This window comes from Leuconostoc sp. DB-1, assembly GCF_013414845.1.
Classification (GTDB): Bacteria; Bacillota; Bacilli; order Lactobacillales; family Lactobacillaceae; genus Leuconostoc; species Leuconostoc mesenteroides.
On record NZ_JABFNJ010000001.1, the window covers coordinates 1984878 to 2010739 of the forward strand.

The following is a 25862-nucleotide window of genomic DNA, read 5'->3' on the forward strand; positions in this document are numbered from 1 at the left end:
TTAAATGTGATAAACTACCCTTAGAGGGCTCAATCTATGGCAAAATTACAGGGTGTTATTCTTTTAAACACTGATGCTGCTGCATTGCAAATTGTTGACAGTCGTGGGCGTCAAATTGAGCATGTTAAGCGCGAATATAGCGAAAAAAATTTACCATTAGCTAGTTTTTCTGCTGAAGTGATGCAGCGTGCATTATCACAGCTACAACGATTCCAACAACTTCTTCGTGATTATGGTGTAGAAGATGTGCGTTTGTACGGTAGTGAAAACTTGTCCAAGATGCTGAATGCTATTTATTTTGTCGATCAAGTAGAAAATGTAACGGGCCTTGAATTACTTTGGCTAAATGCCAATCAAGAAAATTATTATCGGCAGTTGGCCTTGCGCGTTCATGATGAAAAAATTTTAAATGAACGGTACGCATTTGTACTAGGTGTTAGCTCTACAAGAATAGACTTATCCTATTTTGAAAATAATCAGTTTAAATTCTCGCAGCATTCAGCCATTGGACCAGTGCGATTAACACAGTCCATCAGAGATATGGCTGCAGAAATTACTGAAATACCAGATTTAATACCAGAATTTATTGATAGTAAATTAGCAGATTTTTGGCATATGTTACCGCCTTTTCAAGCAACTGATACAATTATTTTGCTTGGTGCCGATGTATTAAATCAGCTGTTTTTAAATAAAAAGCCCAAAACTACAATTCATAAATCAGAGCTGCAATCATTAATTCGTAGTTTTAATCAGAGGAACAAACAAGCTATTGCTGAGCAATATAGCATTGATTTGAATGATATTTGGATGGTCTTCATGGAAGCTGTGTTGGTTGTCGAAGTGATGTCAGCTGTTGGTGCTAGTAATTTACATATGAGTAGCTTGACAGTCTTAGATGGGCTGGTCGTTAAAGACAACAATGCACAAAATGATATCATTACTGCCGCACGTGGTATTGCAGATAGATATATGGTTGAAGAGAAGCATCGAGAGTTGGTTCTGAGATATGCTTGGCGACTATTTGATCGTTTAAAAAGAATTCATCGATTGAGTGCGCGTGACCGTCTCTTATTAGGTGTCGCTGCTTTGACGCACGACGTTGGTAGTTTTATTAATTCTCAGAAGCATTATCAATATTCTGAAGAAATTCTAGAAGGAATTGATTTTCATGGATTATCAACCTCTGAGCAACGAATGATTGCGTCAATTGCACGGTATCATAGCGCTGAAACTCCTGATAATGCACTGCGATCAACGCAAGAGTTTTCCCCAAGACAACGTATGCGCATTGCTAAAATGGCCGCATTATTACGCTTGGCGGATGCCCTTGATGATAGCCGATTACAAAAAATTAGTAAATTAACTGTGTCTATCGGTACAGAAAAAATTACAGTAATCGGACAATCTGCCGCGGATTTGCAATTGGAAATGTATATATTTGCACAAAAAGCACATTTTTTTGAGGCTGTGTTTGGATTGCCCATTGTATTGAAACGTCAGGGGAAAAGGAGCTGAAAAGCACTATGACAGATCTGAAACAACACAAATATTATGTTAATCGTGAAATGAGTTGGTTAGCTTTTAATAAACGTGTGCTTGAAGAAGGGCGCGATACACAAAATCCTATCCTAGAGCGCGCTAATTTTTTGGCGATTACACAAAAAAACATGGATGAATGGTTCATGGTTCGTGTGGCAAGCTTACAACAACAAATGTTTGTAGGTCACGATAAGGTGGATGCATCTGGTTTATCGCCCAAACAACAGCTAATTAAAATTTCTGCCGCTGCAGGAGAACAAATTAAAAACCAGTACCAAGTATTAAATCGTAGTATTATTCCGACCATGAAAAAGTTAGGTTTTTCATTGGTCCATAAAAATGATTTGACGAATGCACAAGTTAACTTTTTGAAGAAATTTTTTGAGAAGGAGTTACGTCCAGTCTTAACGCCGATGGCGATTGATAGTACACGACCATTTCCTTTTTTGGCAAATGATACGTTAAATATTGGTGTCCGTCTGAAAAAAAACGACGAACAATCTGAAAAATATATTGCAGTATTACAGGTTCCAGAAACCTCTGGACGAGTAATCGCACTACCAGAAGAAAATCAAGTGATTTTAGTAGAAGATGTTGTGCAACTATTTTTAGATGCGCTTTTTCCAGGTTATACCATTAAAGAATCAAATGTTTTTCATATTTTACGTGATATGGAATTAGATGTTGCTGATGATGAAGATACGCCCAATATTTTGCAAGAAGTACAAAGTAAATTGCAAGAACGGGAGCGTGGACGAGTTATCCGTGTGATTGTAAGTGCGAACACGGGTAAAATGTTGATGACCCAACTCATCAAAGCCTTACAGGTCCCTGATGATAGAATTTATGAAGTGAGTGGTCCGATTGATTTAACATTCATCAGTTCATGGTTGAAAGTAATTGATGCACCTACACTAGAATATACATCATTTCATGGGTACGAAAATCCCGACTTGACCGCTGATAAAATATTTGAAAGTATACGAAAACGCGATTATCTGTTGCATCACCCCTATGATTCATTTAAGCCAGTAGTTCAGTTTATTCAAACAGCTGCTATAGATGATGATGTGCTAGCCATTAAAATGACTCTATACCGTGTATCCGGCAATTCACCAATTATTAAGGCACTCTCTGATGCTGCTCAACGTGGCAAGCAGGTAACGGTATTGCTTGAAATCAAGGCACGCTTTGACGAGGAAAATAATGTCCATTGGGGGCGTGAATTAGAGCAAAAGGGCGTCCATGTGGTCTATGGACTTCGTGGACTAAAAGTGCATGCTAAAATGGCCATGGTAGTGCGACGGGAAAGTGATACTATTCGTCGATATGTCCATCTCGCTACTGGAAACTATAATGATGTTACAGCGAATTTTTATACGGATCTTGGATTGCTAACAGTGGATAGCGAATTAGGTGCAGATGTGGCTTCGATTTTTAATATTCTAACGGGTTACTCTGATCCGAGTTTTTTTCATCAACTGCATATGTCACCTAATGGCATTCGTGAGTTTATTTATGAAAAAATAAACGTCGAAATTAAGAATGCTAAGGCAGGAAAACCATCCGGTATTAAGATGAAATTCAATTCGTTATCTGATGAACGAATGATTCGTCATTTGTACGAAGCAAGTGAAGCTGGTGTACCAGTAGAATTGATAGTTCGAGGAATTACAATGCTCAAGGTTGGTATTCCAAAAGTCAGTGAAACGATAGCTGTGCATTCAATTGTTGGCCGTTTTTTGGAACATAGTCGGGTGTTCATCTTTCATAATGATGATAGTCCACAAGTTTATTTATCTTCTGCAGATTTAATGACAAGAAACTTAGATCGACGTGTTGAATTGTTATTCCCAATTCGCAATGCTGGTTTGTCTCAACAGGTGATTAATATTTTTGAAATCATGTGGGCAGATAATGTTAAAACACGTGTCTTACAACCAGATGGATCGTTTGATAAAATTGATCGTAGAGGCTTATCCTCTGTTAACGCACAAGAAATGTTTATAGCTGAATCTATGGTCAAACAAATTGAGTTAAAGCAACAACAGGACCGAGAAAATACGCAAAAAGAATTTGAGCCAATCAACAACCCGTTTATAGGAGGTGAATCATGACTGTTATAGCAGTAATAGATTTAGGATCGAACTCAGTACGGATGACAATTAGTAGATATCATCAAGATGGTCATTATGAAGTATTGAATAGATTACAAGAGATGGTACGCCTCTCTGAAGGAATGGGTGAAAATAAAGTTTTACAACCTGAGGCTATTAAACGTACGATGAACGCCTTGAAGAATTTCAAGGAAACGCTGGACAAGTATCCAAAAGCGAAAATAAGAGCAGTGGCCACTGCAGCTGTCCGACAAGCAACAAACCAAATGGCATTTTTGACGGAATTTGAAGAAACAATGGGTTTCACGCTGCAAGTACTAACAGGTGAAGAAGAGGCACACTATGATTACGTTGGTATTGTTAATACACTAAACATAAACGATGCCTTAATTTTGGATACTGGTGGTGCCTCTGCAGAATTGATTTTAGTTCGAAACAAAGAATCAGTTCACGAAATAAGTCTGCCTATTGGCGCAGTGACGATTAGCGAAATGTTTCTTGAGAAGGATGTTATTAATGCGGATTCTTTGTTTCAAGCAACTGTAGCCTTAAGGCAAATGTTTGGAGATGTTTCTTGGCTCAGTGATGCCATGCATTTGCCGTTGGTGGCATTGGGTGGTAGCAATCGTACTTTAGCTAAAATTTCTCGACGTCAGCGAAAAATCACTGATATGCCAATTCATGGATACCATCTGAGTAAGCAAGATGCAACAGATATATATCAAAAGATATTAAGTAAAAATCTAGTTGAACGACAGAAAATGGCTGGCTTAGCCAAGGATCGTGGTGACATTATTGTCGGTGGCTTATTGCCGTTGGTAGAACTGCTGCTTTTTCTAGGCGGACAGCAGGTCATATTCTCACAAGCTGGTCTGCGGGAAGGTATTTTATTTGAAACGATTAGGCAAGAGACAGGGCAACATGTTATTGCGCCAGAACCCGCTTCAATGACGATAGACTAATAAAAAACAGCCAATATGATTATTGGCTGTTTTTTATTTATTTAATGATCCACCCGGGAGTCGAACCCGGATTTCAAGAACCGGAATCTTGCGTGCGATCCATTACACTAGCGGATCATAACTATTCAATTATAGCCTATTTTACTGGAATTTCAAAGTAAGTTTCGTCACCAATGTCAAATAATATATGCCCAGAAAACTGGTTCATCAAATCTGATTGAAACTTGGTCAAGTCTTCTTCAGATACTGGGACTACGACGTGAACATTTGTATCATACTGTGTGTCTATTATTTGATAATTATGGCTGTTTAGCCAATAATTTAATGTTTCGCCATGCTTATAATCAATGCTGATAGTAACTTGTAGACGTGTTAGTCGTTCCACAAAGTCAATTGACTCAAGTCCTTCAGCAATCGTGCCAGCGTAAGCACGGATCAGTCCGCCTGCCCCTAATTTAATACCACCAAAATAGCGAGTTACTACTGCAATAACATCATGTAGATCATTTTTTTGTAAGACCTCTAGCATTGGTATGCCAGCCGTACCACTCGGTTCACCATTATCACTATAGCGCTTAATGCTATCATTGTCACCTAAGACATAAGCAAAAACATTATGGCTGGCTTTATAGTGGATTTTATTTATTTTTTCTATAAAATCTCGAGCGTCATTTTCGGAAGTAATACGTGCCATGTTTAAAATGAAACGTGATTTTTTAATTTCTTTTTCCCATGTGAATGCTGTGGGCTTAATTGTGAAATATTTTACCATATAACGTATTATACAGCATGAATGATGAATATTTCTATGGTCGTCAAATTGTCCAACCAAAAGTGGAAACAACGACTAAACATATTATTGAACCTTTTATTGGGAAGAAGTGCCAACGGTGCGGACAGAAGAATACCGAGGAATTGCCTAACCAACATTATTACTGTAACGCTTGTTTGATATTAGGGCGAGTTAGTTCTCTTGATAATTTAGTTTCGTTACCGGAACCAAATCAATTTTCTGGTACTGCTAAAATGACATGGCAAGGTGAATTGACGCAACAACAGGAAAAAGTTAGCAATGAACTATTGGTGACTTTGTTTCAAAAAGGGGAACATTTAGTGTGGGCGGTTACTGGTGCGGGTAAAACTGAAATGTTATTCCCGGTTATCCACAAAGCATTGTGTCAAAGACTACGTGTAGCGATTGTTTCACCACGCGTAGATGTCATTGTGGAGTTAGCACCACGAATTCAGTCGGCATTTGAAGAAACTGAGCTAATGATATTACATGGCAACCAAAAAGAAAACTATCGATATACACAGTTAGTTTTAGCGACCACACATCAGATGTTGCGGTTTTATCATGCTTTCGATCTTGTTATTGTCGATGAAGTTGATAGTTTTCCGTTTGCAGGGGATGCCATGCTGGCTTATGCGGTGAATAAAGCCCGAAAGGAGAACAGTGCTTTAATTTATTTAACGGCGACACCAACACTAGCAATGCGAAAAAAAGCAGGTAAAAAATTACCGACCTCTTATTTGCCATTAAGATTTCACCAGCATGTCTTACCTGAAATAAAAGTAAGATTAGTTAGCAACTGGCGTAAAAGGCTACCGAACGTCATCAAAAAACAAATTATTCAGCTCATTACATCTAAACAACGATTTTTAATTTTTGTGCCAAAAGTCTCTGATTTAAAACCGCTACATCAAAAATTACATCAATTATTTCCAAGTGTACAAAGTGATTACGTACATGCAGCTGATCCATTTCGACAAGAAAAAGTTAAAAAAATGCGTGACGAAAAGTTACAGTATTTAATTACGACTACAATATTAGAAAGAGGGGTTACTTTCCCAAGAATCGACGTATTAATTATAGGAGCAGACGATAAAACATTTAGTGAAAATGCGCTAGTCCAAATTGCAGGTCGTGTAGGGCGTAGTGCCGATCGACCCACTGGTTTAGTACAAGCATATGTACAACATATCAATTTAAAGGTTAGGGCAGCACAAAAACAGATTATCATGATGAATCGTCGTGGGGAAAAATTAAAGCGTAGAATGGACAACTAAAAAAGGAGAAGCTATGCATTGTGCATTGTGTCAAACACAATTATTTGAAGTAAATTCATTTTTGCAGTTTTTTGGCCTAATAAGACATGAAAATAGTGTGTTGTGTGAAAGTTGTCGTCACAATTTTGATGCAATCAATGATCAAAGTTGTCCAGCGTGCGGGCGACAGCAACTAAATAATGACGCATGTTACGATTGCCAAAGGTGGCAATTGAATAACAGGCCCAGCCTTCATCATCGTGCATTGTATCAATACAATGATGCCATGCGATTATTTATGCAACAATATAAATTTAATGGTGACTACAAACTACGTAAAATTTTTAATCGTGAGTTAATAAACCTAGTTCATACTTCAGATATGGATTTGGTAGTAGCAGTTCCTGTTAGCCAGCATACGATGATGACACGTGGATTTAATCAAGTAGCTAGCCTTCTAGAAGGCATTGAATTAACAGAAGCCTTACAAGTTAAGGTAACGAAAAAAATGCAACAATCACATTCTAATCGCAGAGCTCGCATGAAAAGAGAACAGCCATTTTCCATAATAGACGAAAAAATTATTGAAGGACAAAGTATTTTACTTGTAGATGATGTATATACGACTGGTAGTACATTGCACCACGCTGCCGATTTATTATTAGCACATGGGGCTGATTCTGTGAAAAGCATTTCATTAGCACGATGAAAATGAAGAAATTGTAATTTCGCGGTAAACGCTTACAGCTATGTTATAATGATGATAGAACCAATATAAAATAACTGACTTGATGATAATATTTAGAATTTTATCATTAAAGAAGGAAATTTGGAGGAATTAGTTTATGTTAGATTACAATGTACGTGGTGAAAATATCACAGTCACAGATGCAATTCGTGAATATGTGGAAAAACGCTTGACGAAATTAAATCGTTATATCGAAGAAAATGCCAAGGCCAACGTTAACTTGCGCACATACAAGTCTGACAATTCTGGTAAGGTTGAAGTAACTATTGTGTTGCCTTACGTAGTTTTGCGAGCTGAAGATACTAATCAAGATTTATACGCAGCTGTTGATAATGTTTCTGAAAAAGTAGAACGACAAATTCGTAAGTATAAGACAAAGATCAATCGTAAATCCAGAGAAACTGGATTTAAAGGTATTGATTCGAAGGGTGAAATTCCTGAAGAAGAGGTAGATGATTCTGCTCTACAAATTGTTCGTACTAAGCAGGTTGATTTGAAACCTATGTCACCTGAGGAAGCTGCCTTGCAAATGGATTTACTAGGACATGTGTTCTTTATCTTCAAAGATGCAGAGTCAAATACTGATTCAGTAATCTATAAGCGGGCTGATGGAAAGTATGGCTTGCTTGAAACAGCTGAATGATATGCGTCATTGTGTATTATCAACTGCAAAGTGGGGAACATTTTTCCATAATTTAGTTAAGAATCGTAAAAGTTTATAAAGTTATCCAAAAGACCAGTTCAATTGCGTATGCTATATTAAGCAGAGTTTAAATTGAAGAGGTCTTTTATGTTTGGTTGGCAAACGATATTAAAAAATAAACACAGTTTAGTTAAGTGGCTATTAGCAATGGTGATTCCAGTAATTTTAGTTGCTGGGTACCTTGGAGCAACTAGTCATGTAACTCAGCATGCGAACCGTTTAAAGGTCGCTGTTGTTAATTTAGATAAGCCAGCGCAGTTTGAAGGTGAACAACAAAGCGTTGGTGCTAAATTGACTGATCAATTTAAGGCCAGTAAAAAGTTAGCGGTCAAGAAGTATAGTTCAGAGAAGTCAGCTCGAGAAGCCTTAAAGTTGGGACAGATTAGTAGTGTTATTGTTTTCCCAAATAAGATGACGCAGCAGTTGGCCAACTTTAAAAGTTCAGGCAAGAACGTGAATGTTAAACAAGTCATAGCTACTGGTAATAATCAATTTGCTACACAATATACGAGTCGTGTACTCGAAGACTTGATTAATGAAGCCAATGTAAAGTTGAGCATGGGTATCTCAAACGACTCTACCTTGAAAAATTTAGCAAAGCAAAGCAATAGTTTGGCGGACAAAACATCCGATTTGCAAGCCAATTTACAAGCTGTTGGGAATGCTATTGATACAGATACAGCTAAAGATTTGCAAACAGATGCAAGTGATTTAGCAACACAGTTAGCAACTTATTCTGTTGAGCTTAATACGGCCATTAGTAATAGTGACACCGACAAAATTAAAGAAGCAGCAGCTAAGATAAACGACGTTTCCTACAAAATGCAAACAACGGTAGTAGGGGGAATTAGTAATATTGTTGTGAATTTGAATAATACACAGGCTTTGAGTCAGAAGTCTGGTATTATCCAAACCGAAGCCACATCCGTAAAAAACGGTCAAACTGCTATCTCCAATAAATTAAAATCACTGCTTGGGGATAAGTCCGAGACGACCACTTCCTTGACGCAAATGCTTACGCTAAACATAACTGACATTAAGCCAGTTAAAAACGATGGACAAGTCATTTTGCCACAGGTATTGGCAGTTGGTGTGACAGTAATGGCAATACTATTTGGTTTGGTATTACCAATTAAACCAGAAAAGCCAGAAGCACTTGCGCTTGAACAATGGTGGGATAATTTCCAAATTGGTGGTCTATTGAGTGTTGTAGGTGCGTTGTTAATGACAACCAGTGTATTATTGTGGAAAATACCAATCACTCATTTTTGGTTCATTGTAGGAGTTGTCATACTAGCCGAGTGGATAATGCTAAGTTTTGTTTGGTACCTGAAACAACTATTTGGTCAAGCAGGCTGGTGGTTAGCTACAGGAATATCTGTTTTACAACTGATTATAGTTGCTGTTAGTTATCCAGCAATTGTACAAGATACAGCATTTGGTATTTCTAGACCATTTTGGCCATTAACAGCACTAATAAGTGCTGTCAACCACATTACGTTTAGTGGTGAAATACAGCAAAACGTAATGATTTTAGTAATTTGGTGGATTATACTTACTATTTTATTAGTCTCACAGTATCGTTTTAGGCAACGAAAAAGTTTGACAGAAAAAATTGATGAATAAAAAAGCGAGCACATTTGAGCTCGCTTTTTTTTTGTCAATAAATTATGAATTAAATATAGTTGAATCATCGTTAAAGCTAGTAATTTTAGCATGGTCAGCAGCTAATTCAAGTTGCGTAACAGCACCATTTTTAACACTAATCTTGGCAAAATCATGATAGCCAAAATAATCAACAATAGCACGAATAGCTGTACCATGAGAGACAATTAGTACATTATCTCCATCTTGATGACGAGAAAGAATATCGTCAAAACCGTGTTGTATACGGTTTATAAACTGTTGATAGTCCTCTGCAATTTTGAAAGGGTCGCCTTCACGAATCAAATCCATTGCTGCAGGCATACCATATTTAGTGATAACATCGGAAAAATCTGAGAAGGTATCATTTTTATAAGCACCAAGAGTTGTTAAGGCTAAGCCAGTGTGTACACCTTCAAAATAGCCAAAGTTTTCTTCACGGAAGTCTGGTAATTGGATAGCTTGATTAGGTGAATCAGATTTATTGTTGGCTAAGATATATTGTGATGTGTGGATAGTTCGTGTTAAGCCAGATGAATAGGCACCATCGAAGTGTACGTTGGCCAGTCGAGTACCGGCTGCATAACCGTCTTGAATCCCTTTTTCTGTTAAGGGTGCATCGGACCAACCTTGGAAACGATGCAAAAGATTAAAATAGGTTTCGCCATGGCGTACCATGTAGATGTTGACTGTCATAAGTTTCCTCCTGAAGATAACTATTTCCATTTTACCACAAGTGTTTTGGTAGCAGAATGAAAAAGATGCATTCCCGAAGGAATACATCTTTGATTAATTGGCAGCAACTTCATCTTCAGAATTTTTTTCTGAGGCTGCTTCATCCTCGTCGAAAATACCATTTTGATTTAAATCATCTTTTGGTAAAGGCAATTCTTTGACAATGAATTGAGAAATATAAGCATTATCATAATCCAATGCTGTCAACTCAAAGTTGGCGACTTTCATAGTGTCTCCGGCACGGAATTCGGGGTCATGATTCAAGACATATCCAGTTAAGGTAACTGCATCGTCATTTTCAAGTTCTTTGATATTGCGATTAAAGTAACGTTCAAAATCGTATAATGTCATCTTACCTGAGATCTTAAAACGGTGATCTCCGAGCTTTTCGATATAGTCATCAGAAACATCATCAATTTCATCACGTACGGTACCAAACAGTTCTTCATAAATATCTTTGTCAGTAATTAGTCCAGAAGTACCACCATATTCATCAACAACAATTGCAATAGGAGAACGCTTTATAATCATTTCATCCATGACATCATGTAAATCCATATTTTCTGGAACAGCTGGAATATCACGCATAATTTTGGAAACTGGATCAGATGACTTAATACGTGCTTGTCGTACTAAATCATAATTGAAAACATAGCCCAAAACTTTATCTTTATCGTTATCCGCTACAACGGGAAAACGTGAATATCGTTCTTGTAAGTATAAGTTGAGTCCATCCGCAATTGAGGCCGTAACATCGATGATGGTCATGGATGTACGATCGATCATTATGTCCACAGCGACTTTATCATTCATTTCAAACGCACGTTGCATGAAAGTAAGGTCTTCTTCATCTAGTTCACCAGCTGCTGCTGCATTCTTAGACAACGACAAAATTTCGGTTTGAGAATAAATGTCCTCTTCACCGTCTGTCCGGAAGCCAAGTAAATGGGTAATACCGTTTGACAAGTGATCTAATGTCCAAATCAAAGGAAACAAAGCAATATGGAAGAATCGTACAGGACGTACAATAAAGAGTAACACCTTGACCGGTGACTCAATTGCAATGTTCTTCGGTACTAAGTCGGTAAATACAGCGTGGACAATCGTGAAAATGATCATAGCGGCGACAGAAGCTACCGCGTGAGCATATTCAGCTGGGATAATCCCAGATCCAAGTATGATTTCAGCAACGGTTTCTTCACCAATCCAACCTAAAATCAAACTTGTTAACGTAATTCCGACTTGTGCAGTTGAAAGATATTCAGTTAAATGTGTTGTCATATAAATAGCATTGCTAATGTTACGTGAAGGCTTTTCACGAGTTTCTTGCAATGCCTTTAATGCACTTAAACGTACTTTTACTAATGAATATTCTGTTAAAGTAAACAAAATAGCTAGTAAAAGGACCACCAAAATAATGAAAAAATTGATGATCATAGACGGACCAGAATCCAAATTCGTAAACCTCTTTTCATATTATAACTAATACACATTATAACAAAGATCGTATGAGGACGTTGGATTTTATAACTTTCTTAAGGGTGACTATTATCAGTATTAGACGTTTCTATGAGGCTGATGGGAAGGGAACAAACATATGGTTCTTATGAGCAATTCAATATGATTTATAAAAAAAGTATGGTATTATAGAAATCTAAACAACATGCATGCATCAATGGAAATCCTTGATATAATAGGATTCTTTCCTTTTTATTGTCCTTTTATTTTCTAGCAGCCTTTTTTAAATAGGTTATTCAATTCATGAGAACATGCGTTCGCTGAGACAAAATTAGGGCTTGAAGAATTAATTAAAAAGGGTAAACTTAAAGTCAGTAGTTATTAGATTCAAAACAGAGGAAATAAATATAAAAGAGGTCGGTATCATGGAAAAAGTTACAGTATATACAAAATACAATTGTGTGCAATGCAAGATGACCAAAAAGTTTTTAGAAGCGCAAGGTATACCTTTTAAAGAAATTAACATTGAAGAGGAAACACAATTTGTTGAGGAATTGAAGGCTAATGGTCATCGCCAAACACCGGTTGTGGCGGTGGAAGGCCTACCAGCATTTTCCGGATTCCGTCCTGATGTGCTAAAGAAAATTTCTGCTTGATTTTCGTTAACATCGTGCGGTGCAAAGCTTAGCGGTGTTTTTTATTACATTTTTTCTAGTAAGAGTGTTGATAAATTGCAGAAGTTTGTTGTCAATCAAAGGTAGTTTAAAATATAAAGTGTCAACACGGCAATCGATCACATTCAAAACCAAAGGACAATAAACTGATGTCATTAAAAGAGTTAGATTTAGAAAACGTAACATATTTTGATTTAAACAATCAAGTAAATATTCCAAAGAACAATGAAATTCAGCTTGATAAAGATCAAGAGGCATTGAACGCTTTTTTGGATGAGAATGTTTTGCCTAATGTGATGCATTTTGATTCCTTGCAAGAACGTCTGGATTGGATGTTTGATCATCGCTTCTTGGAACGTGAATTTATTCAAAAATACAACCTAACATTCATTGAAAAGTTATATACATATTTAGCGGGTGAACATTTTAAGTTTAAATCCTTTATGGCGGCCTTCAAGTTCTATAATCAATATGCGCTTAAAACTAATGATGGTGCATATTATATTGAAACATATGAAGATCGTGTTGCCATGAATGCTTTATATTATGCAGATGGGAATGAGAATTTGGCACTGCGTTTGGCTGATGAAATGATACATCAACGCTATCAACCAGCGACACCATCTTTCTTAAACGCGGGCCGAGCTCGACGCGGAGAATTGGTATCGTGCTTTATTATTCAGACTTCAGATGATATGAACTCAATTGGGCGGACCATCAATTCAGCGCTGCAACTATCCAAAATGGGTGGTGGCGTTGGTATCAATCTTTCAAATGTGCGTGAGGCTGGTGCACCAGTCATGGGTATCGATAATGCTGCCGGTGGTGTAGTGCCAATTATGAAATTGTTAGAGGACTCGTTTACATTTTCATCACAAGTTGGTGCTCGTCAAGGAGCCGGCGTCGTTTATTTATCAGTTTTTCACCCTGATATTTTATCTTTCTTATCAACTAAGAAGGAAAACGCTGACGAAAAGATACGAGTAAAAACATTATCTCTTGGGTTGACTGTCCCAGATAAATTTTATGATTTAGTCAAGCAAAATGAGACAATGTACTTGTTTAGCCCAGACGATGTTGAGAAGGTTTATCAACAACCGTTTAATTACGTTGATATCACTGCCGAATATGACAACATGGTCGCTAACGATAAAATCCGCAAGCAACGTATCGACGCGCGATCCCTTGAAGAAGAAATATCTAAGTTACAACAAGAATCGGGTTACCCGTATATCATTAATATTGATACAGCTAATCGAACTAATCCAGTTCCTGGTAAGATTGTATCTTCTAACCTGTGTTCAGAGATATTACAAGTACAAACGCCGTCCGAAATTGACAATGAACAACATTATACAAAATTAGGTTCGGATATTAGTTGTAACTTAGGGTCGATTAATATCGTAAACATGATGAACACGAATGATTTCGGTGGATCTGTGGATACAATGGTCCGGGCACTAACCTTTGTATCCGATTCGTCTAATTTGGATGTTGTTCCTTCAATCGATTTAGGTAACAAAGAAAAACATGCCATCGGCTTGGGTGCTATGGGACTAGCAGCATATTTTGCACAAAATAAGATGTACTATGGAGATGAAGAAGCATTAGACTTTACATCAACATTTTTCATGATGCTGAATTATTATTCTATTAAATCTTCAATGGGCATTGCAAAAGAACGGCATGAAACGTTTTATCAGTTTGATCAATCGGGTTATGCGGATGGAACATACTTTGACAAGTACGTTGAAAAGAATTGGACGCCAAAAACCGAAAAAGTGGCAAAAGCCTTTGCTGGTTTTGATGTGCCAACAGAACAAGACTGGGCACAGTTAAAAGAAGACGTAGCAAAATACGGTATGTATAATGCCTATCGTCATGCAATCGCGCCAACAGGTTCTATTTCTTATGTTAACGATGCAACGGCCTCTTTGTTGCCAATTGTTAACAAAATTGAAGAACGTCAAGAAGGTATGATTGGTAAGGTTTACTATCCAGCACCGGGATTAAGCAATGAAACAATGCCATATTATGTTTCAGCGTACGATACAGATATGCGTAGAGTAATTGATGTATATGCTGCTGCACAAGAACATATTGATCAAGGAATGGCGTTGACATTATTTATGCGTTCTACATTGCCTGAACATTTGTACGAATGGAAAAATAATCGTACAAATAAAATGACGACGCGCGATTTGACCATTTTGCGTAACTATGCCTTTAACAAGGGGATAAAATCGCTTTATTATGTCCGTACGTTCACAGATGACAACCAAGAATCAGGTGTTAATGAATGTGAAAGTTGCTCAATTTAATTTAAAAGAGCGCTTAGCTATGAAATGAAGGAATGAATGACAACTATAAATATTCTTTATGCCTCTACTGAAGGTAATACAAAAGCGTTTATTGAAAAGTTAGCAGCTGTTGCTGAATCTAATGGTGATGGATTTTCCGCGCGTTTAATTGGTGATGAAACAGAATATGCAAATGAAACACAACCCTATGTTGCTTTCGTGCCGACTTATCTAACAGGCGGTACTGGAACAGGACCGGAAGTTAAAGAAATTTTTACAAATGCCTTGGGCGATTATATTGCATTTGGTAATAATGCGCGATACTTAAAAGGGGTGGTTGGTTCAGGAAACCGAAACTTCAACATCCAATTTAACTTGACAGCGATTCGCTATGGAAAAAACTTTGATGTTCCAATGATTGCAGCCTATGAATTGCGAGGTAGCAAGTTTGATGCAGAAAAGATATATAATAAGATAAAACCTTATTTTGGAGAATGACAATGGCACATATAAACAACGGTTCATACACAGCGATTAACTGGAATAACATTGAAGATGAATTAGATAAGGCGACATGGGAAAAGTTAACACAACAGTTTTGGCTAGACACCCGAATTCCTATTTCAAATGATTTACGTACTTGGCGTGGTAACATGTCCGAACAAGAACGCCAAACAATGAACTTGGTCTTTGGCGGCTTAACAACTTTGGATACATTACAATCACAAGATGGTATGGCGCAATTAAAGTTAGATGCCACGAATCAAAAAGAAGAAGCGGTATTGAATAATATTCAATTCATGGAATCAGTTCATGCCAAGTCATATTCATCAATTTTCGAAACACTAAATGAAAAAGTTGAGATTGAAAAGATTTTTGAATGGGCAGATTCTAACGAGTTTTTACAATATAAGGCGAATAGAATTAACGATATTTACCATAATGGTTCAGCGTTACAGAAAAAAATTGCTTCGGTTTTCCTAGAAACTTTCTTATTCTACTCAGGTTTTTACACACCATTGTATTTCTTGGGGCATAATAAAATGTTAAATGTGGCGGAGATTATTAAACTAATTATTCGTGATGAATCGGTTCACGGTACGTACATTGGCTATAAGTTCCAAATTGGGTTTAATAAAATTTCGGCTGAAGAACGTACAGAACTACAAAGCTGGATGTATGATCTGTTATATGAATTGTACGAAAATGAAGAGAAATATACACACGAGTTATATGATGACTTAGGTTGGACTGAACAAGTGCTCACATTTTTACGGTATAATGCTAATAAAGCTTTGATGAACTTAGGCCAAGAGCCAATGTTCCCTGACGGGGCTGAAGATGTTAACCCGGTTGTTATGAATGGTATTTCAACTTCTACAGCAAATCATGACTTCTTCTCAGGTGTTGGAAATGGTTATTTATTGGGTGAAGTTGAAGCAATGAATGATGATGATTATAATATTGGATTAGAATAAAAAAGAATCGCAATTGCGATTCTTTTTTATTTAAACTTCATCATGTGAGAAGAAGGATAGTGATGTAAGAAGTTTTGCTAATACTGGGTACAACTTCCCAGCAAATATAATCCAAGCATATGCAAACAAGACAGCAGCTATTGTATCACTTAAGTAATGTGCGTTAAAGTATATTCGTGACATTAAAGTCATTGCGCCAATAACAGTTATTACCCAAGAAATTAAGAACTGTTTTCGTGGCGATTCGATGTTAGGAATAACAAGCAAGGAAAGGATGAATATGACTGAAAATATACCAAACACATGACTGCTAGGGAATGAGGACCCTTGGTCGCTGAGTAAATGACCAACTGGACGGCTCCTATCGACGCTAAGTCGAATAATGGCATTGAAAATATTTCCTAGAATAATTGTGGTAACCGCCCAAATGGCTGGAATACGCAAATTAGCAAGTAGTAAGATGGCCGCTAGAATCAACATATAAATGACATCAAGGATGGGTGAACCTAGAAAGGAAAATACAGTCATCAAGATATCATTTAGACCAGTTTGAATGCCTGCCATGAATGAATGAATGCTATTATCAATGATGGTTGGAAATATAAACTTTATTTTGACAAAAACACTAATAATAAGGGCAGATATAAAGCAGATAATCGCATAACGCAATTGCTTATTTTTTACGGAAATAATCATTGTACTGATCTCCAGAAAGAGTTTTTTTAACTCCTTCTAGTATAAGGGATTCGCTATAGAAATTACAATACTATCATTTCTGCAATGCACAATCTTTATCTTCCAACGATGGAAAATTAGTTGCCTTTATAATCTGGGGCTAATTTGTTTACGGGTGGAGTGAACTTACGCATCGATTCAGCTAGATGTACAAAATTTGTTACTAAATGTTGGTTAGGTGCATTAACACCGTTTTTATCAGCCAAGTCTGCAATCCAACCGTTAATATAGTCCACTTCAGTTGGGCGTCCCTTGACAAAATCCTGATACATTGATGGGAAATGAAGCGGGTTACCAATATTTGAAACATAATCAACCTGCTTGACCATTTCATCGCGTGTTTCAATTAGTGTAATGCCTGCTGCCTCAGCAGCATCGTAAGCTTCATTAATTAATGGGCGAGCAATACCTTCAAGGAAGTTATCGTAGGCCATTAGCTGACCCATTCGTGACTGAAACATTGTGGCGATGGAATTTTCAACTGCGTTGAAAAATACTTTAGTCAATAGTGTACCCATAAAGTTTTCCGTATAAGAGGGGTTTAAGTGCGCTGCCTTGAAATCTTCTTGGATCTTATCCATAACCGTTGATGGTTTTTCGGTTAGATTAGCATAAACAGAGCTACCCATACTTTCTCCGCCCATGAAATCAACGTCGCCGTAATCATTTAAGACGGTGGCGATCATTGCTGTACCACCAATAATGTGTTCATCATCAAAATATTTTTGCAACTTTTCAATATGACCCATGCCGTTCATTGCACCAAGGGCAGTCTGTCCAGGTTTGAATTTTGGTGAAAGACGATCCAAGGTATCTTGGAGTTGCATTTGCTTCATGAAGAAAATCCAAACATCAGGGCTACCTTCATATTCTTCAGGAGAAAAAATGTTAATTTTAATTTCGTGACGGTCTTTGTGATCACGGGATTTCCAAACTTTATCACCTTGTTCGTGAATCTTATCGAGGCTTGCTTGCGTTGGTTCGACAAAATCAACGGGGACACCGGCATTTTCCTGAAGCAAAATGCCGTAACGAAGACCCATTGCACCGGCACCAACAACTGTGTATTTCATAATTATAATAACCTCCAAAGACTTGATGAGATAATACTAATCCTTTTATCACAAAAAGTCAATGTGATGGATGTATCAAATGGGAACTTTATTGACATCATGATGGCGTTTTTAATTTAAAGTAATCAATTAGCAAATCATATAACGTTCATTTAGCCTAGCTGATATAATATTAATGTATGCATATCGTATACTTAAACAATCAACAATATATCGCTCAAAGTGTGCACGCAACAACAATAGTTTCATTATTGTGTGTGTGTATTTTGTTACGTCACACATTAAAGTCACTGCGCAATAAAAGCTTTTCATGGCGGGGTTTACTGGGACGGGCTATTCTCTCGGTATATGCAACGTTGGTTGCTGCTTTTACACTAACCTTTTATAAATGGACATCATTTGCAACATATTTGGCAGTGATAAAAGGATATGGCGGTTTTGGTCAGTACTCATTCGTCCATTTATCGCTGTTTAATGCAGATAATGTTGCCCTCAGCTGGTACCAGCTGACTGGTAATTTTATGTTACTGCTGCCGTTAGGGTTTATAGCTCCGTTCTTATTTCCAAAATGGCGGGGATTGCTTCGTATTGTGCCAAGAATATTTTTAACAACGTTAACTATTGAAATCATTCAGGGAACTAGCACATTCTTTTATCTTTCAAATCGTATCTTTGATATGAATGATCTTGCTGTAAACACAGCTGGCGGTGTGGTGGGCTATGTTATCTATCTGGTAACAGTTTTCGTTATGAAAAAAGATAAAAATTTTGTTCCAAACCATGTTGAGAAAGGCAATTTAAATGAGCACAATCTTTATATTAAGTCTTAATCTTGTATGTATTTATTTTTTATTTTGGCTAATTAAACCAATAAACTTTGCCAGATTTATGCCATATACACCGCGTCAAGCAGCTTTTTTGAAAGTGGTACTCTCCATCATAGGAGGATATCTTTTGGCTAGCTTTTTTGTTTCAGCAACAAATTGGGTTATTCAAATACCAAGCACAATATTGGGAAATTAGCTTTTTTAAATTATTAAAGATATTTTTAGTTGAGCATCCCACTTGTATGAGAATCAAGCGTAAAAAGGTCTTTACAATATGTTATAATTTAATAGATTGTATATGAAAATAATTAACATTAATAAAAGTTAAAGTCTCGGAGACATGAAATGGCAAAAGATATTGGAATTGATTTAGGAACAGCCAATGTTCTCATTTACGTAGAAGGAAAAGGTATTGTACTAAACGAACCGTCAGTTGTTGCGGTTGATGATAAAACAGATCGAGTTTTGGCTGTGGGATCAGAAGCTTATCGTATGGTAGGACGCACACCAGGTAATATTCGTGCGGTGCGACCGCTTAAAGATGGTGTTATTTCGGATTTTGATGTCACAGAAGCAATGCTAACCTATTTTGTTGACAAACTTAACGTTAAAGGATTCATGTCGAAGCCTAACATTATGATTTGCGCACCTACTAATATCACAGAGATTGAACGTAAAGCGATTATACAGGCTGCTGAAAAAGCAGGTGGGGCAAAGGTTTATCTTGAGTATGAACCTAAAGTTGCTGCAGTTGGTGCAGGACTGGATATTTTCAAGCCAATTGGTTCAATGGTGATTGACATGGGTGGTGGTACCTCTGATATTGCCGTATTATCATTAGGAGACATTGTTGTTTCTGAGTCCATTCGAATTGCCGGTGACAAAATGAATTTTGATATTGTTAACTTCTTAAAGCGCCGTCACAATTTAATTGTTGGTGAGCGTACTGCGGAAACAATCAAAATTCAAATCGGTTCTGCGCTGCAGGCTGATGAACCATTAACAATGGAAGTGCGTGGCCGTGATAATTTTGAGGGTATGCCTAAAACTGTAACGATCAACTCAAACGAAGTTGAAGATTCATTACATGATACGTTGCAACAAATTGTTCGTGCTGCACATTCCGTTTTGGCTAAATTACCACCTGAATTAGCATCTGACATTATTGACCGTGGTATCATGCTGACTGGTGGTGGCGCATTACTGCATGGCATGGATCAATTGCTTTCAGATGCACTGGAAGTACCGGTGGTAGTATCAGATTCACCGCTAGATAATGTTGCTAAAGGAGCAGGAGCCCTACTTGAACACATGAAATCAGGGCGCCGAGGATTATAATGAGAAGAAAAAATCAGAACTTTGACGTTGAATTAATTGTAAATGACCAACAAACACAAGTTTTAGTTGATAAGAAACAAATTGGATACATTGAAAAAGCTGATCGTGGTTTTGTTGGATTTTTTGGTCAACAAGCGATTATTAATCAAGCCAAAGACGAAGACGAAGCCTTGCAAGCTATCTTGGCAAGCTTTAATCTAAATCACTAAAAATAAGGCACGTTGTGACTAATCATGACGTGCTTTGTACATAATTTTTTTAAAGAAATAAAGCGGCTTAACAAAAATTGAATTGATATTTTTTTCTTTCAGTGTGCCGTTTTATATACTGGAGATGCTATGCAACAGACACGACAAACTTCAAGACGAACATCTGGATCAGAGCTTGATTGGGGAATCATTCTAGCTTTGTTGCTATTTATGATTATCGGCTTGAGTTCATTATATGAAGCAGCGACACATATGCAGGGTGCGACAACCTTAAGTGCTGTAAAAGTAGTGATGAACCAGGGCATATTCTGGTTTATAGGCGTATTATTAATTGTTTTTTTAGTCAGGTTCGACGGATCACAATTGTGGAAATTAGCACCTATTACCTATGGATTAGGCATCTTTTTGTTAGTAGCAGTGCTAATATTTTATAATCGAGCAATGTATGATTCTACGGGTGCTAGATCATGGTTTGTAATTGGCCCCTTATCATTCCAACCTTCTGAAGTTGTTAAACCGGCGTTCATTTTGATGCTGAGCCGTGTGGTTGCGCAGCATAATAGAAATTATCCGAATCATGCACTATCAACAGACTGGTTGTTGTTAGGTAAAATGGCGGTTTGTTTTATACCTGTTGCGGCATTAATTGCTTTGCAAAATGATTTGGGAACTTTATTGGTTTTCGTTGCTATTTTTGGTGGTGTTGCACTTGTTTCTGGGGTCACCTGGCGAATCCTTGCTCCGGTAATTATCTTGGGTGCGACCGTTGGCACAACGTTGTTAACTTTGGTTATTTCTTCAGCTGGTCGGACTATATTGAGCAAGTTGGGATTCCAATCTTATCAATTTTCTCGTATTGATACATGGTTAAACCCCGCAAATGATACGTCAGGGAATGGATATCAAACTTATCAAAGTTTAAAAGCTATAGGTTCTGGTCAATTAACAGGCAATGGATGGGGAAGTCTTAAGGTGTATGTACCTGTGCGCGAATCAGACATGATTTTTTCTGTTATTGGGGAAAGTTTTGGCTTTATAGGTGGTGCGTTCCTAATAGGGTTATATTTCGGTTTAATTTATTTATTAATTCGTGCCACTTTTAGAGCACAAAGTGCCTTTTATGCCTACATTGCCACTGGTGTTGTAATGATGGTATTGTTTCACGTCTTTGAAAACATTGGTATGAGTATTGGATTATTACCACTGACAGGTATTCCATTACCGTTTGTTTCACAAGGTGGTTCCTCATTGTTAGGAAACATGATTGGTGTAGGATTGATTCTTTCTATAGGTTACCAGCGTCAAAATAGCACGTTTACAGAAACGACAGGTTTTTTTATTTGATGATAGAATTAGATGAATTAAAAAAAGAATTTATAACATTGCGTCAAAAGGTGCGTAATGGGGATGTGTTCCAATCATTAGGAGAATTAATGAAGGAATCACTACATAAAATGCCCCCGCAATCTTTAACAACTGTGTCGTTGCCTGTTGATGGTGAATTTGCGTTAAAACGTATGCAGAACTATACGCAACGGGCAGATCAAATGACCGAATCAGAAACAGCGACGGAAGATTTTGACTTTCAAGTGAAGGACGCAGATTTGGCGTTGATTGTTGAACAGTTAGCTAGTCCGTTGCCAAAGTATCGAGATACGGGAGCATTCTTTTTCTTAAGTGATATGATTCAAAATGATTTGCTGTCAGAGGAGCAATTACGTTGGCTAACAGATTATCTTGTTTCGGATGAGCAATTATTCGCTCATATCTTAGAACCACAGAATGACGCCATTTATCGTCGTTCCTTTAGTGTGTTAGTTTTATCTTTGTTATTATTTTCAAACCGTATAAAGACACCTTTTATGTCTGAGACGCAATTAAATCATGTTATCGATCAAGTTGCATTGTATGCCACTTTGGAACGTGATGGACGTGGCTTTATTGATGAAAATGGTTGGGCGCATGCTTTTACGCATATTGGAAACGCTGTCGCAGAGATCTTCTTAATGCCTGATTTAGTAAGGGCCGATAAGGTATTTGTTCTGGGTGCGGTTCTCGCTGGTTATCATGAATTATCACAGCCGTTGACTTTTGGCGAAACAGAACGTTTGGTAGAAGTGATTACCCATATCTCCAAGCAACATGAGTTGTATGCAGATTATCTATTATTAACTTTAAAAATGTGGCGAAAAGATTTAGTGACCCAAACGCCACCAAAGACACAACAACAATGGCAACAATTGTATAACCGATCACAGTTTTTCCATGAAATTTTGCTACGTGGAAAAAATGAAGTACCAGAGGCGGTATTTGATTATGTGAGCGTTACAAAAAACTATTTAGCATAATAATTTAAAATGTTTATTGCACATACAAGGTGAGGACGGAAAGATGACTAAAAAAAGAGTAGCGCTTATTTTTGGAGGTAATTCCTCTGAGCACGACGTATCAAAGCGTTCAGCGCAAAATTTCTATAATGCAATCGAAGCAACTGGTAAATATGAAATTATTGTTTTTGCAATTGCCCAAAATGGTTTCTTTTTAGATACGGAAAGTTCTAAGAAAATACTTGCGTTAGAAGATGAACAGCCCATTGTGGACGCCTTCATGAAAACTGTCGATACTAGTGATCCATTGGCGCGCATTCATGCTTTAAAGAGTGCGGGTGACTTTGATATTTTCTTCCCTGTAGTTCATGGTAACTTAGGAGAAGATGGTACACTGCAAGGTTTATTTAAACTATTAGATAAACCATATGTGGGGGCACCGTTACGTGGCCATGCGGTAAGCTTTGACAAAGCTTTGACTAAAGAACTATTGACGGTAAATGGTATTCGCAATACTAAATACATTGTGGTGGACCCTGAGTCAGCAAACAATTGGTCGTGGGATAAGATTGTGGCTGAATTAGGCAACATCGTGTTTGTTAAAGCTGCTAATCAAGGATCTTCAGTGGGAATTTCACGTGTAACCAGTGCCGAAGAATATACTGAAGCATTATCAGATTCATTCCAATATGATTATAAAGTTTTGATAGAAGAAGCAGTCAACGGTGCCCGAGAGTTGGAAGTTGGTGTGATTGGTAACGATCAGCCGCTTGTCTCTGAGATTGGCGCACATACAGTGCCAAATCAGGGTAGTGGGGACGGTTGGTATGATTATAATAATAAGTTCGTTGATAATTCCGCTGTTCACTTTGAAATTCCTGCTCAGTTATCCCCAGAAGTAACAAAAGAAGTTAAACAAATGGCTTTAGATGCTTATAAAGTATTGAATTTACGTGGCGAAGCGCGAATGGATTTTTTGTTAGATGAAAATAATGTTCCCTACTTAGGTGAACCAAACACGTTACCAGGGTTCACGAATATGTCGTTATTTAAACGTTTGTGGGATTATTCTGATATTAACAACGCCAAGCTAGTTGATATGTTGATTGACTACGGGTTTGAAGATTTTGCACAAAATAAAAAATTGAGTTACTCATTTGTGTCACTTGGAGAAGAAAAGATAGGGAAGTTTAACTAATAGAATTTAGTATTAGTAGCATTTCCACTTAGATTTATTTAAAAAATTTATTAATAAATACTTTAGCCCTGCAATGGAGAAGTTCATGGTACAAGTAATTTCACAAAATGAACATCGTCGTCAACAGATTATTGAAGCGGCGACAACAATCTTTTTATCAAAGGGTTTTGAGCAAACAACAACGCGAGATATAGCAAAGAAAGTAAACATTAGCCAACCCGCTTTGTATCATCATTTTGGTGATAAGGAGTCATTATTTGTTGAAGTAATTTCACGTGTTGGCGAGTCGACCTATACGGATATGCAAAGTATTTTATCACAAACGTATGCTGAACCAATCGATCAACTGGTTGATTTAACACAGGTTATTGTACTTCGGCATCCACGTGATGTATTTAGATTAATACATGACAGTTTTGATTCATTATCAGCAACGCACCGAAGTAAACTGGGCATGATTTTTGGACGGGATTACGTCGGTCCAATTGCACAATTTTTTGAAAGTATACAGTTGCGTGATAATGTTGATGCACAAATAGCTAGCTCATTTTACATTACTAGCTTATCGCCACTGTTTGGTGAATTTCATTCACTGGGCGAACAAATAACAATGCGTGAAAGAATTCAACAATTGTTGGACCTCATTTTATATGGGGTAGAAAAAAAATAGTATCAATGGTATGATACTAGAAGAATATGGAGGCTGTCCGATGGCTAGTCACAAAGTATCATTAGCGTGCACAGTTTGTGGATCACGCAATTACACAGTAACATTATCAAAAGATCGAACAGAACGTTTGTCAGTAAGTAAGTTTTGTCAACACTGTGGCAAGCATACATTACATCAACAAACAAAATAAGGGATTCAAAATGATTAACTATTTTAAAAACGTTGCACAGGAAATGAAAAATGTCACTTGGTTAACAGGTGAACAGACATCTAAGGAAACAATTACAGTTATTACTGTATCGATTATTTTTGCGTTGTTCTTAGGTGGCGTAGATTGGCTATTGCAACAAGGATTTAACTTCTTACTGGCGAAATAGTTTTTTTTTTGATATACTAATAATTACTGATACCAAGGACTCTGATGGGTTCTTTTTTATTTTGAAAAGGGGTAAACAATGTCTGAAGAAATTGAAAAATCATGGTTCGTTGTGCATACATATTCAGGGTATGAGCACAAGGTTAAGGCTAACCTAGAATCACGTACACAAACAATGGGAATGTCAGAGCAAATATTCCGTATCTTGGTTCCCGAACAAGAAGTTACAACCATCCAAGACGGTGAAGCTAAGCAAACTGTTGAAAACGACTTTCCAGGTTATGTATTAGTAGAAATGGCGACGCCATATGAAGATAATATGACAGACGAGGCTTGGTATGTTGTCCGTAACACACCAGGTGTTACTGGTTTCTTAGGCTCCCATGGTGCCGGATCAAAGCCAAATTCTTTGCTTCCTGAAGAAGTCGATTTGCTTATGAAGCGTATGGGTATGGTTACACGTGAGCAAGTTGATTTGGATGTTGCAGTAGGACAAACAGTTAAGATTATCTCTGGACCGTTTTCTGGTATGGAAGGCGTAGTAACCTCTATTGATCAAGAAAAGCAAACTTTGGAAGCTACTGTAGCAGTGTTTGGACGTGAAACACCAACAGAACTAGACTTTTCAGATGTTGATACAACGTTAGATTCTTTATAATTAGAAAAGACGACTAAAAGCATTGAGTTTTTGGTCGTTTTCTG

The 25862-nt window shown here is 37.3% G+C and carries 27 protein-coding genes; 22 read left to right on the top strand and 5 right to left on the bottom strand.

Annotated elements, in window-relative coordinates; genetic code table 11:
- Positions 1-36: 36 nt before the first annotated feature.
- From HFP47_RS09955 to ppx, 3 genes are read left to right on the top strand one after another with little or no spacing between them, the layout of a single operon-like run.
- Positions 37-1515, top strand: a complete 1479-nt coding sequence (locus HFP47_RS09955; RefSeq protein WP_042251313.1) for an HD domain-containing protein — start codon at positions 37-39, stop codon at positions 1513-1515.
- Positions 1516-1523: 8 nt separating this feature from the next.
- A complete protein-coding gene (locus tag HFP47_RS09960) occupies positions 1524-3656 on the top strand; it encodes an RNA degradosome polyphosphate kinase (RefSeq protein WP_179876383.1) in 2133 nt (710 codons plus the stop codon).
- On the top strand, positions 3653-4618 hold the full coding sequence (gene ppx, locus HFP47_RS09965; RefSeq protein WP_140682886.1) for an exopolyphosphatase: 966 nt from the start codon (positions 3653-3655) through the stop codon (positions 4616-4618). The genes HFP47_RS09960 and ppx overlap by 4 nt, the downstream gene beginning before the upstream one ends.
- Before the next feature lie 136 nt (positions 4619-4754).
- Here the strand turns inward: ppx and HFP47_RS09970 are convergent, their stop codons facing one another.
- Positions 4755-5390: a YigZ family protein gene (locus HFP47_RS09970; protein ID WP_002815968.1), complete on the bottom strand. Its 636-nt coding sequence runs from the start codon at positions 5388-5390 to the stop codon at positions 4755-4757.
- A 17-nt stretch (positions 5391-5407) separates the two neighbouring features.
- Here HFP47_RS09970 and HFP47_RS09975 point away from each other — a divergent pair, with 17 nt between their 5' ends.
- From HFP47_RS09975 to HFP47_RS09990, 4 genes are all read left to right on the top strand, one after another.
- On the top strand, positions 5408-6688 hold the full coding sequence (locus HFP47_RS09975) for a DEAD/DEAH box helicase (protein ID WP_011679154.1): 1281 nt from the start codon (positions 5408-5410) through the stop codon (positions 6686-6688).
- A 277-nt stretch (positions 6689-6965) separates the two neighbouring features.
- Positions 6966-7376, top strand: a complete 411-nt coding sequence (locus HFP47_RS09980; RefSeq protein ID WP_223316273.1) for a ComF family protein — start codon at positions 6966-6968, stop codon at positions 7374-7376.
- A 136-nt stretch (positions 7377-7512) separates the two neighbouring features.
- Complete coding sequence (gene hpf, locus HFP47_RS09985; protein ID WP_010291116.1) at positions 7513-8058, top strand: ribosome hibernation-promoting factor, HPF/YfiA family; 546 nt, start codon at positions 7513-7515, stop codon at positions 8056-8058.
- A gap of 147 nt (positions 8059-8205) precedes the next feature.
- Positions 8206-9744 (top strand): YhgE/Pip domain-containing protein, encoded by a 1539-nt coding sequence (locus HFP47_RS09990; protein WP_042251306.1) that lies wholly within the window; start codon positions 8206-8208, stop codon positions 9742-9744.
- Between the two features lie 42 nt (positions 9745-9786).
- Here the strand turns inward: HFP47_RS09990 and HFP47_RS09995 are convergent, their stop codons facing one another.
- Positions 9787-10458, bottom strand: coding sequence for a histidine phosphatase family protein (locus HFP47_RS09995; protein ID WP_050884464.1), 672 nt, complete (start codon positions 10456-10458; stop codon positions 9787-9789).
- Between the two features lie 93 nt (positions 10459-10551).
- Positions 10552-11952, bottom strand: coding sequence for a hemolysin family protein (locus HFP47_RS10000; protein WP_011679157.1), 1401 nt, complete (start codon positions 11950-11952; stop codon positions 10552-10554).
- A 428-nt stretch (positions 11953-12380) separates the two neighbouring features.
- Between HFP47_RS10000 and nrdH the strand changes: the two genes are divergently transcribed.
- From nrdH to nrdF, 4 genes are all read left to right on the top strand, one after another.
- Positions 12381-12611, top strand: coding sequence for a glutaredoxin-like protein NrdH (gene nrdH / locus HFP47_RS10005; RefSeq protein WP_002815957.1), 231 nt, complete (start codon positions 12381-12383; stop codon positions 12609-12611).
- A 167-nt stretch (positions 12612-12778) separates the two neighbouring features.
- Positions 12779-14950: a class 1b ribonucleoside-diphosphate reductase subunit alpha gene (nrdE, locus tag HFP47_RS10010; protein WP_014324222.1), complete on the top strand. Its 2172-nt coding sequence runs from the start codon at positions 12779-12781 to the stop codon at positions 14948-14950.
- A 36-nt stretch (positions 14951-14986) separates the two neighbouring features.
- The gene (locus HFP47_RS10015) at positions 14987-15427 is read left to right on the top strand and encodes a class Ib ribonucleoside-diphosphate reductase assembly flavoprotein NrdI (protein ID WP_002815955.1); all 441 of its coding nucleotides are present in this window, start codon (positions 14987-14989) and stop codon (positions 15425-15427) included.
- 2 nt (positions 15428-15429) lie between these two features.
- Positions 15430-16407, top strand: coding sequence for a class 1b ribonucleoside-diphosphate reductase subunit beta (gene nrdF / locus HFP47_RS10020; RefSeq protein ID WP_036087419.1), 978 nt, complete (start codon positions 15430-15432; stop codon positions 16405-16407).
- 30 nt (positions 16408-16437) lie between these two features.
- On the opposite strand, the gene HFP47_RS10025 is transcribed toward nrdF, so the two are convergent.
- Both HFP47_RS10025 and HFP47_RS10030 read right to left on the bottom strand, forming a co-directional pair.
- Positions 16438-17103, bottom strand: coding sequence for a phosphatase PAP2 family protein (locus tag HFP47_RS10025; RefSeq protein ID WP_179876384.1), 666 nt, complete (start codon positions 17101-17103; stop codon positions 16438-16440).
- Between the two features lie 116 nt (positions 17104-17219).
- A complete protein-coding gene (locus HFP47_RS10030) occupies positions 17220-18215 on the bottom strand; it encodes a ketopantoate reductase family protein (RefSeq protein ID WP_011679159.1) in 996 nt (331 codons plus the stop codon).
- A gap of 257 nt (positions 18216-18472) precedes the next feature.
- On the opposite strand from HFP47_RS10030, the gene HFP47_RS10035 reads away from it, so the two are divergent.
- The 11 genes from HFP47_RS10035 (at position 18473) to nusG (ending at position 25818) form a co-directional block, all read left to right on the top strand.
- Entirely contained in the window at positions 18473-19045 is a 573-nt protein-coding gene (locus HFP47_RS10035) for a VanZ family protein (protein WP_373562336.1), read from the top strand.
- The gene (locus HFP47_RS10040; RefSeq protein WP_080543657.1) at positions 19017-19238 is read left to right on the top strand and encodes a DUF1146 domain-containing protein; all 222 of its coding nucleotides are present in this window, start codon (positions 19017-19019) and stop codon (positions 19236-19238) included. Before HFP47_RS10035 ends, HFP47_RS10040 begins: the two co-directional genes overlap by 29 nt.
- Positions 19239-19387: 149 nt before the next feature.
- Positions 19388-20380 (top strand): rod shape-determining protein, encoded by a 993-nt coding sequence (locus tag HFP47_RS10045; protein ID WP_002815948.1) that lies wholly within the window; start codon positions 19388-19390, stop codon positions 20378-20380.
- A complete protein-coding gene (locus HFP47_RS10050) occupies positions 20380-20589 on the top strand; it encodes a DUF2969 family protein (RefSeq protein ID WP_025267704.1) in 210 nt (69 codons plus the stop codon). The genes HFP47_RS10045 and HFP47_RS10050 overlap by 1 nt, the downstream gene beginning before the upstream one ends.
- 129 nt (positions 20590-20718) lie before the next feature.
- Positions 20719-21933, top strand: a complete 1215-nt coding sequence (locus HFP47_RS10055) for an FtsW/RodA/SpoVE family cell cycle protein (protein ID WP_179876386.1) — start codon at positions 20719-20721, stop codon at positions 21931-21933.
- Entirely contained in the window at positions 21933-22937 is a 1005-nt protein-coding gene (locus HFP47_RS10060; protein WP_179876387.1) for a DUF2785 domain-containing protein, read from the top strand. Before HFP47_RS10055 ends, HFP47_RS10060 begins: the two co-directional genes overlap by 1 nt.
- Positions 22938-22980: 43 nt before the next feature.
- Positions 22981-24114 carry a D-alanine--D-alanine ligase family protein gene (locus HFP47_RS10065; RefSeq protein WP_179876388.1) on the top strand — a complete coding sequence of 378 codons (1134 nt, stop codon included), beginning with the start codon at positions 22981-22983 and terminating at the stop codon, positions 24112-24114.
- An 85-nt stretch (positions 24115-24199) separates the two neighbouring features.
- A complete protein-coding gene (locus HFP47_RS10070; RefSeq protein WP_011679163.1) occupies positions 24200-24784 on the top strand; it encodes a TetR/AcrR family transcriptional regulator in 585 nt (194 codons plus the stop codon).
- A 40-nt stretch (positions 24785-24824) separates the two neighbouring features.
- Complete coding sequence (rpmG, locus tag HFP47_RS10075) at positions 24825-24974, top strand: 50S ribosomal protein L33 (protein ID WP_071951773.1); 150 nt, start codon at positions 24825-24827, stop codon at positions 24972-24974.
- A 10-nt stretch (positions 24975-24984) separates the two neighbouring features.
- Positions 24985-25161: a preprotein translocase subunit SecE gene (gene secE, locus HFP47_RS10080; RefSeq protein WP_010293347.1), complete on the top strand. Its 177-nt coding sequence runs from the start codon at positions 24985-24987 to the stop codon at positions 25159-25161.
- Between the two features lie 78 nt (positions 25162-25239).
- The gene (gene nusG / locus HFP47_RS10085; RefSeq protein ID WP_002815941.1) at positions 25240-25818 is read left to right on the top strand and encodes a transcription termination/antitermination protein NusG; all 579 of its coding nucleotides are present in this window, start codon (positions 25240-25242) and stop codon (positions 25816-25818) included.
- The last annotated feature ends 44 nt before the right edge of the window (positions 25819-25862 follow it).

Excerpts from the sequence above, each read along its gene's own strand:
- HFP47_RS10060 (WP_179876387.1), top strand. The coding sequence starts at position 21,933 with ATGATAGAATTAGATGAATTAAAAAAAGAATTTATAACATTGCGTCAA.
- HFP47_RS10030 (WP_011679159.1), bottom strand. The coding sequence starts at position 18,215 with ATGAAATACACAGTTGTTGGTGCCGGTGCAATGGGTCTTCGTTACGGC.
- HFP47_RS10070 (WP_011679163.1), top strand. The coding sequence starts at position 24,200 with ATGGTACAAGTAATTTCACAAAATGAACATCGTCGTCAACAGATTATT.
- nrdE (WP_014324222.1), top strand. The coding sequence starts at position 12,779 with ATGTCATTAAAAGAGTTAGATTTAGAAAACGTAACATATTTTGATTTA.
- HFP47_RS09960 (WP_179876383.1), top strand. The coding sequence starts at position 1,524 with ATGACAGATCTGAAACAACACAAATATTATGTTAATCGTGAAATGAGT.
- HFP47_RS10050 (WP_025267704.1), top strand. The coding sequence starts at position 20,380 with ATGAGAAGAAAAAATCAGAACTTTGACGTTGAATTAATTGTAAATGAC.
- nrdH (WP_002815957.1), top strand. The coding sequence starts at position 12,381 with ATGGAAAAAGTTACAGTATATACAAAATACAATTGTGTGCAATGCAAG.
- hpf (WP_010291116.1), top strand. The coding sequence starts at position 7,513 with ATGTTAGATTACAATGTACGTGGTGAAAATATCACAGTCACAGATGCA.
- HFP47_RS09980 (WP_223316273.1), top strand. The coding sequence starts at position 6,966 with ATGCAACAATATAAATTTAATGGTGACTACAAACTACGTAAAATTTTT.
- nrdF (WP_036087419.1), top strand. The coding sequence starts at position 15,430 with ATGGCACATATAAACAACGGTTCATACACAGCGATTAACTGGAATAAC.
- HFP47_RS09955 (WP_042251313.1), top strand. The coding sequence starts at position 37 with ATGGCAAAATTACAGGGTGTTATTCTTTTAAACACTGATGCTGCTGCA.
- secE (WP_010293347.1), top strand. The coding sequence starts at position 24,985 with ATGATTAACTATTTTAAAAACGTTGCACAGGAAATGAAAAATGTCACT.
- HFP47_RS09995 (WP_050884464.1), bottom strand. The coding sequence starts at position 10,458 with ATGACAGTCAACATCTACATGGTACGCCATGGCGAAACCTATTTTAAT.
- HFP47_RS10040 (WP_080543657.1), top strand. The coding sequence starts at position 19,017 with ATGAGCACAATCTTTATATTAAGTCTTAATCTTGTATGTATTTATTTT.
- HFP47_RS10065 (WP_179876388.1), top strand. The coding sequence starts at position 22,981 with ATGACTAAAAAAAGAGTAGCGCTTATTTTTGGAGGTAATTCCTCTGAG.
- HFP47_RS10025 (WP_179876384.1), bottom strand. The coding sequence starts at position 17,103 with ATGATTATTTCCGTAAAAAATAAGCAATTGCGTTATGCGATTATCTGC.
- nusG (WP_002815941.1), top strand. The coding sequence starts at position 25,240 with ATGTCTGAAGAAATTGAAAAATCATGGTTCGTTGTGCATACATATTCA.
- HFP47_RS09970 (WP_002815968.1), bottom strand. The coding sequence starts at position 5,390 with ATGGTAAAATATTTCACAATTAAGCCCACAGCATTCACATGGGAAAAA.
- rpmG (WP_071951773.1), top strand. The coding sequence starts at position 24,825 with ATGGCTAGTCACAAAGTATCATTAGCGTGCACAGTTTGTGGATCACGC.
- HFP47_RS10055 (WP_179876386.1), top strand. The coding sequence starts at position 20,719 with ATGCAACAGACACGACAAACTTCAAGACGAACATCTGGATCAGAGCTT.
- ppx (WP_140682886.1), top strand. The coding sequence starts at position 3,653 with ATGACTGTTATAGCAGTAATAGATTTAGGATCGAACTCAGTACGGATG.
- HFP47_RS09975 (WP_011679154.1), top strand. The coding sequence starts at position 5,408 with ATGAATGATGAATATTTCTATGGTCGTCAAATTGTCCAACCAAAAGTG.
- HFP47_RS10045 (WP_002815948.1), top strand. The coding sequence starts at position 19,388 with ATGGCAAAAGATATTGGAATTGATTTAGGAACAGCCAATGTTCTCATT.
- HFP47_RS10015 (WP_002815955.1), top strand. The coding sequence starts at position 14,987 with ATGACAACTATAAATATTCTTTATGCCTCTACTGAAGGTAATACAAAA.
- HFP47_RS09990 (WP_042251306.1), top strand. The coding sequence starts at position 8,206 with ATGTTTGGTTGGCAAACGATATTAAAAAATAAACACAGTTTAGTTAAG.